This window comes from Sphingobacterium sp. UBA6645 (assembly GCF_002455685.1).
GTDB lineage: Bacteria > Bacteroidota > Bacteroidia > Sphingobacteriales > Sphingobacteriaceae > Sphingobacterium > Sphingobacterium hotanense.
Window position 1 is genome coordinate 1 of the sequence record NZ_DKLH01000074.1, and the last position, 7,174, is coordinate 7,174.

Below are 7,174 nucleotides of genomic sequence, written 5' to 3' on the forward strand. Positions count from 1 at the left end.
CCTTTTTAGACAGCCTCTTCTTATTTGATAAGCTTCTTAATTTATTTCAAAGTTTCCGACAACCATCCGAAGAACTCACGTTGCCATACCTGTGCATTATGTCCTGAAAGAACCCAGTGATTCTCTTCAGGAAGATACACCAATCTGCTCTTTATGCCTTTCAATTGAGCCGCTTGGAAAGCCTCTAATCCCTGTCCAATCGGAACTCTATAATCTTTACCGCCTTGAAAAATCAAAATCGGCGTATTCCATTTGTCGATATGTTTGATCGGGTTGAACTCATTATACGACTTTGCATTGTTCTTGTCCCAGTAAGGACCGATATCATGATTAGCGAAGAATAGCTCTTCCGTCGTGCCATACCAAGAAGTCATATCAAACAATCCGCAATGTGATATCAAAGACTTGAATCTTCCTTCATGGACACCTGCTAGCATAAATACCGAATAACCACCATAACTAGCACCCACCGCAGCGATATTCTCTTTATCTACGTACGACTCTTTAGAAAGATCATCGATTGCCGATAAGTAATCTTGAATTGATTGTCCACCCCAGTCTTTCGAAATTTGCTCATTCCACTTTACGCCCCAACCAGGCATACCGCGACGATTTGGAGCAATAACAATATAACCTTGAGATGCCATCAATTGGAAATTCCAGCGGAACGAGTAGGACTGCGTGGTTGCGGATTGTGGTCCTCCCTGACAGAACAATAGTACTGGATATTTCTTGCTCGCATCAAAGTCCGGCGGATAGATTACCCATGAAAAAAGATCTAAACCATCAGACGCTTTCGTCATCCTGCCTTCTACCTTGGTATCGGCTATCTGACTATACATCGCATCGTTCACCGTGGTAATCGGCTTGATCGCTTTAGATTTAAAGTTATAATCGAAAACCTCGGTTGCTCTCGTCATCTTCGTAGAGGTCACAATAAGGCCGGTAGCCGTTTCACCTACGATTCCAGTAATATCAAAGTCGCCCTCAGATATCTGTGTAATCTTAGGGAGCATTTTCGACCATACCCCTTTTGCCACATTGATTTCGAAAAGCTGTACCGTACCTTTGGTCGGTGCGACGAAATAAATCTTCTTATTGTCTTTGCTCCATACGAATGAGTTTACCGTACCATCCCAATGAGCTGTTAAGTTCACCTTCCTTCCAGATCCGGGTTCTAAAAGAATGATATCATTTTTATCAGCTTCATATCCATCCGTCTTCATGCTCAGCCAGCTCAATAGCTTACCATCTTTACTATAAGTTGGATTCGTATCATAGCCGCTCATCCCTTCCGTCAGATTTCTGGTTTTACCGGATGCAATATCATACTGATACAAGTCGGTATTTGTACTTTGCGCATAGTCATTCCCAAATCGCTTCTTCGCGACATAGATAACGGATTTGCTGTCCGGTGCCCAAGTAAAGTCCTCCGCACCTCCAAAAGGCATTTGCGGCGAATAGAAAGGCTCGCCTTCCATAATATCCTTTGGCTCGCCAAGCTTCCCGTTTTCATAGCTCGCTACAAATGGGTGATTAAAGCGACCGTCGTTCCAGGTATCCCAATGTCTGTAATCTAAGTTATCATAGATATAGACATTCGACTTCGGTAGGTCAGCATATTTATCTACAGAATGATATTCTTTCAGCAGAACCGCTTTGCTAAATAAAATTGACTTGCCGTCTGGCGAGATCTTCACGTTCTCCAATCCTCCTTCAATGTCCGTCAACTGCTTCGCATCGCCTCCATTTAAGTTCTTCTGCCATATCTGGCCCTTGAACATATACAATACATCGCCATTCTCTTGAACAGATAAGACAGATTCTCCACCCGCTTCGCTGGTAAATTGCTTCGCTTCTCCACCCTTTACCGGAATAACGAATAAATTCTTCTCGGATTTATTTTCGTCAAATTGATAGTTCGAAACACCATATATCAATTGTGTACCGTCAGCTGATAATCCTTCAGCACTCACTCTTCCCAGCTCCCAAAGTGTTTTTGGACTTAGCGGAGTACCTCCGTTGATGGTTTTGACCTGATTTTCAACCTGCGGTCTCTTCACTTTTTGTGGAACTTCTTTACTCTGTGCAACAGCCATATTATTGATCAATAAGAGTGCTCCAATACATGATAATCTCAACATATTATTCTCTTTTTTGAGCCAATTTACTAAAGTTGCGAGGTATTAAGAAATTCCACATCGTTTTCAGTGCCTCGCCGACGTCATCAATAACCATATACTGGTTAAATACATGAGGAATGATTCCTTTTTAAGCTTAATCATCGTTTATCGAATTGGTACCAGTCAATCTTTGTCGATAAGCGCATCAATGCTGCCAGAATGATAAATACACCTATCGTTCCTACTATTAAAGAATAATCGCGCAGCTGCATCAAAATATAGATGAATACGTAAAATAGGGATAGTATAGCGCCAAATATAAGCGCCGATTTCATATTCTTCGTAATCGCTCTAACAAAGGAAGCTATCAATAAGATGGTCGCTAATGCCGCCAGCAGATATGCAATATTGAATCCCAGGTGCTCGGAGATGGCAAGAAGTAAAGCATAGAACAATACCATTGCAAAACCGATCAACACATATTGGATAATATGCACGCGCTGCTTTTTGATAATTTCCATGAAAAGTAGCGAAACAAAGGTTAATGCTATGACTAAGATCCCGTATTTCGTTACGCGCGTAGTCTTTTGATAATTGTTTATTGAAGGTAAGAAATTTATTTGAACCATATCGTAATCTGAGCTAATCATTTCTGCACTTCCACCTACACCAGCGACCGTTGCTGTTGCAGGAATAGCATCATAAGGATTGGCAGAAGGTTCCCCATTCTCGCTATTCAGATCTACGCCTAGGAAATCGTATATATTTTGCTGCCCGCCTGTCCACTGTTGTGGGAGCTTGCGGCTGAAAGAAGGAATGCTCCATTTGGCTGCAAAAGCCTGATCCGTTACGTCACGGCTCTCCGGAAGGTGGCCACCATTGAAACTAGGGTTCGACCAGTTACCCTTCACATCGATATCTGTTTGCTTTGCTAAGGGAAGGAAATTCAAGGAGCGAGACCCACGAATATCAAAGTCTAGCTCAAAGCCTTGCTTTAAGTCCTCATTGCCCGACAATGGTAAATCGACGATCAGATTTTCCTGATAAGGTCTCATTTCGTAATTTGATTTTCCAAGTTCCATCTTCGCTCCGCCCCAGTTCAAGGTTGGATTTGCGGTCAATCCCTTTACGTCGTGGACCCCGAAAATCAGTTTTGCTTCGTTCCATTTCAACTTTTCCGCTGAGACATCGAGCTTTTCCATGTCGAAGCCAACGAATTTTCCTTTCAACTTGATCTTGGAACTGTAGACTACGGCTTGGTAGATACCGCGTTTCAGGGGTTCGGGGCTTACCTCCGCTGTTGCTTGTACCTCAGCCGGAAGGAGTTGCGCCCAACGGTTGACCACAGTTTTCACAACCTGCTTCACGCCTTCGGATGATTCTTCCACGACCTCCCGAACCTCATCATAGGGCACTACGACAATCGTGCTCGCAATAACTTGCTCCTTGCCCCATTTGACAGCAATCTCATTCGATACACTTTGCTCCCGGTATTTACGTTCGGAAATCAGATCTGTAATTAGATTCATCGGAATTAATAAAATGAGCGTCAGAAAGAAGACCACCCCAAATTTTATGACTAAAGAACCTGTAACACGGTCGTAAAGTGACTTCGTCGGCTGTTCGTCTTGCGGATTGTTTTGTTCTATATTTTCCATGATAGATTATTTTAAGATTAGAATATTAGTTTTTTGAGCGAATGCACGTTGTAAGTTATCAAGCGGTTCGTTTAAATAGTCTTTGAACTCCAGATGATGAAAGGGCCACATTTCCTTTCCTTTTTGGAACGACCGCCAATAGTATTTTGTATATTCCGGAAATACAAATCCTCCGATAGCGACCATCCCCAATAGATATAAGGATATCTTTCCATTCCCTAGCAACAGATATTGCATAGCGATTTCATCCTCAATATTGGTTCCTATCTGTGTAACCAGATGAAAGACATCATGATTCTCCAGTTTAGGCATCACATCGAAGCCCTTATCTCGATAAAACTGCCCTAGAGCCGCTCCCAAACTTCCATCCGCAAATTCGGCAAACTCTTGCTTGCTTATCCCCCATGCTTGTTTATGGGTTTTAAACAGCTCCGCATAGACCCTGCTCGACCAGTTATAGAGGTGAAGCATAAATTTTAAACGAAGTCCTCTCATATTTTCTATTTTTATTAAAAAGTACTTTGAATTTCAAAGTTGTTGAACAAAAAAAATTATAGATACTGTTGTTTTATCAATTGCTCCAACGCAATTAAGTGGTTTTCGAACGCTTTCTGTCCCTTTTCGGTTTTACTATACCTCGTGTTGGGCTTCCTATCGATGAAAGTCTTGGTCACGGTGATATAGCCCTCCTTCTCCAAACTCTTTAAGTTCGAAGCGAGATTCCCGTCGGTCACTTCCAGCAATTCTTTAAATGAATTAAAGTCATAGGACTCGTTGGCCATCAGAATACTCATAATCTGTAGGCGTACTCGATTCTCTAATACTTTATCATATAACGTTAAATCCAAACTCACTTTTCGTATTTTTTATGTACGATTAGACCATAAACAATGTGCAATACCCCAAAACCAAGCCCCCAAAACCAGACGCCATAGCCAGGAAACGCCAAAGCTAATAAGCCTAAAAGAATTTCCAAAATTCCAAGTACTCTAACTTCAGCAAAAGTGAATACCGACGCTGCCGTCAAAGACAGTCCATAAAATATCAATAAGCTGGATGCAACAAAGGAATAATCTCCACGAAAAATCAAAATCAGACTAAACAGTCCACCGGTTAGCAAAGGGATCGCCATGGCTTTAGCTAAGGCTTTGCTCGTCGGGTTCCAAATCGTCTGTCCAATTTTCTTAGCCTTGGCTTTCGCCATCGTCACGCCCGTTACGATAGAAACAATCAGTACGAGAAGCGCGATAGCGACAAGTTTCCAAAGCACCTGCTCTTCCAATACATAGTGATCGCGATACCCAAACTCGCTCTTCGTACCATATACAGTATAATACCCTGCAGCCGCCCCTATTAAAGCGAAGCAACCAATCAATACCCCAGAAAGTCCATTGATCGACATAAACTTCGAGGAGCGCTCCATCATAGCGCGAATTTGTCCGATATCCTTTAGTAGATCTTGCTGATTCATAAAAGTACTTTGTTTTTCAAAGTAATATAGAAAAAATCGTATTGCCAAATATTTTTTCAAAAATAATTCAAGGAAATTCCACCGCATTGGAATAATGAATGGCTTCCGAAGACCATACTTTCTCCATAAAAAGCATCTTAACGGACCCAACTTATCAAGAATTGTTAATCAATTTCCTTCCCATTTACGCCCCTATCTGTTGATAATTACCTAAAAACCCTATTGCTGGATAAAATAAATGCTATGCTCTAAAAATTTACTAGGTTACTAAACAAAGAGTTACAAAAAAGGAGAAAAAAAAGAGTAGAAAAGTCTTGACATGTATAGGTTTGGTTTCTATCTTTGTGGCTCAATAAAATCCTAACTGCGGAAGTGGCGTAATTGGTAGCCGCACCAGACTTAGGATCTGGCGCCGCGAGGCGTGGGGGTTCGAGTCCCTTCTTCCGCACTTGATATCCTCCCGTAAGTAATCTCTCGGGAGGATTTTTTTTATTATTGCGAAAAGCTAAAAGAAGAGTATGAATATTTCACACCAAAACATTGACGACATCAACGCAAGTATCCAAGTGGAGATTGCTCCAGCGGATTACAACCCACAAGTTGATAAAGCAATTAAAGACCAAGCAAAAAAAGCTAAGTTACCAGGATTCCGTCCAGGGATGGTTCCAGTAGGACATATCAAACGTATGTACGGTAAATCAATCTTATTTGATGAGATCAACAGAATGATCAACGATAAGATTGCTGAATACATTGGCGAGCAAAAATTAGAAGTACTCGGTCAACCTCTACCCCTAGATGAGGATCAAGACACAAAATACAACTGGGATTTCAACGATACTTTCAATTTCAAATACGAAATTGGTTTAGCACCAGAATTTGAAGTTCCTTTCACTGCAGAAACTGAATTCACAGAATACGATATCAAAGCTGACGAAGCTACTTTAGCAGAACGTATCAAAAACTTACGTCGTAGCTACGGTAAAATGACTAACCCAGAAGTTTCTGAGGAAGGTGATGTATTATACGCTGCTTTGAAACAAGATAAAGAAGAAGGTATTGAAAAAACTACTTCTGTTCGTACAGACATCATCGAGGATGCTAAGATCAAGAAATCTTTAGTAGGCTTGAAAAAAGATGATACTGTAAAAATCGACGTGAAGAAAGCTTTCAAAGTTGCTGACTTAGCGCGCATCTTAGGTATTACAGAAGATGAAGCAGAAGCTTTAGACGTTACAAAATTCGAATTGACTGTTAAAAACATCAACAGATTAGAAGAGTCTGATTTGAACCAAGAGTTCTTTGACAAACTTTTCCCTGCAGGTGAAGTAACAACAGAAGAGCAATTCAACGAAAAAGTAACGGAAGAAGTTGAAAACCTATTCAAACAAAACTCTGCACAAAAGTTACGTAACGATATGTACACTTTTGGTATGGATAAAGTTGAAGCAAAATTCCCTGAGGAATTCTTGAAAAGATGGTTAAAAGCAACTAACCCGAACTTATCTACAGAAGAAATCGAAGAAGGATTCGCAGATTTCATTAGCAACTTGAAATGGACGATTATCGAAAACAGAATCGTTACAGCAAACAACCTTGAAGTAAAATATGACGAAGTTGTTGAGTTAGCTAAAGAGCGTATCTACGCACAAATCAAGATGTACAACATCAACGAAGAGCCAACTGACGAGCAATTACAACAATTCGCAATGCAGTTATTATCTGACAGAGAACAAGCAAACCGCTTATTCGAAGAGGTAAAAGCGCTTAAAGTATTCGATCAATTGAAATCAACTGTGAAGTTAAAATCTAAAAAGATTGATTTCGATAAATTCGAAAAACTAGACAAATAGAAGAATTAAGAATTAGTAATATTAAAAGGTTAACAGGCGACTGTTAACCTTTTTTTCTGAAAGTTATTG

The 7,174-nt window shown here is 40.6% G+C and carries 6 protein-coding genes and 1 tRNA gene; 2 read left to right on the forward strand and 5 right to left on the reverse strand.

What is annotated here, in order from left to right; genetic code table 11:
- Positions 1–41 precede the first annotated feature (41 nt).
- From B2400_RS13575 to B2400_RS13595, 5 genes are all read right to left on the reverse strand, one after another.
- Positions 42–2,144, reverse strand: coding sequence for a S9 family peptidase (locus tag B2400_RS13575; RefSeq protein ID WP_293934232.1), 2,103 nt, complete (start codon positions 2,142–2,144; stop codon positions 42–44).
- Between the two features lie 137 nt (positions 2,145–2,281).
- Positions 2,282–3,781, reverse strand: coding sequence for a cell envelope integrity protein CreD (creD, locus tag B2400_RS13580; protein ID WP_293934235.1), 1,500 nt, complete (start codon positions 3,779–3,781; stop codon positions 2,282–2,284).
- Positions 3,782–3,787: 6 nt separating this feature from the next.
- Entirely contained in the window at positions 3,788–4,276 is a 489-nt protein-coding gene (locus B2400_RS13585; RefSeq protein ID WP_293934237.1) for a Coq4 family protein, read from the reverse strand.
- 56 nt (positions 4,277–4,332) lie between these two features.
- The gene (locus B2400_RS13590; protein WP_414712995.1) at positions 4,333–4,629 is read right to left on the reverse strand and encodes a winged helix-turn-helix domain-containing protein; all 297 of its coding nucleotides are present in this window, start codon (positions 4,627–4,629) and stop codon (positions 4,333–4,335) included.
- 2 nt (positions 4,630–4,631) lie between these two features.
- Complete coding sequence (locus B2400_RS13595; RefSeq protein ID WP_149526905.1) at positions 4,632–5,252, reverse strand: hypothetical protein; 621 nt, start codon at positions 5,250–5,252, stop codon at positions 4,632–4,634.
- Positions 5,253–5,618: 366 nt separating this feature from the next.
- Between B2400_RS13595 and B2400_RS13600 the strand changes: the two genes are divergently transcribed.
- Positions 5,619–5,700, forward strand: a tRNA-Leu gene (locus B2400_RS13600).
- A 70-nt stretch (positions 5,701–5,770) separates the two neighbouring features.
- The gene (locus B2400_RS13605; RefSeq protein ID WP_149526906.1) at positions 5,771–7,105 is read left to right on the forward strand and encodes a trigger factor; all 1,335 of its coding nucleotides are present in this window, start codon (positions 5,771–5,773) and stop codon (positions 7,103–7,105) included.
- Positions 7,106–7,174: the final 69 nt, after the last annotated feature.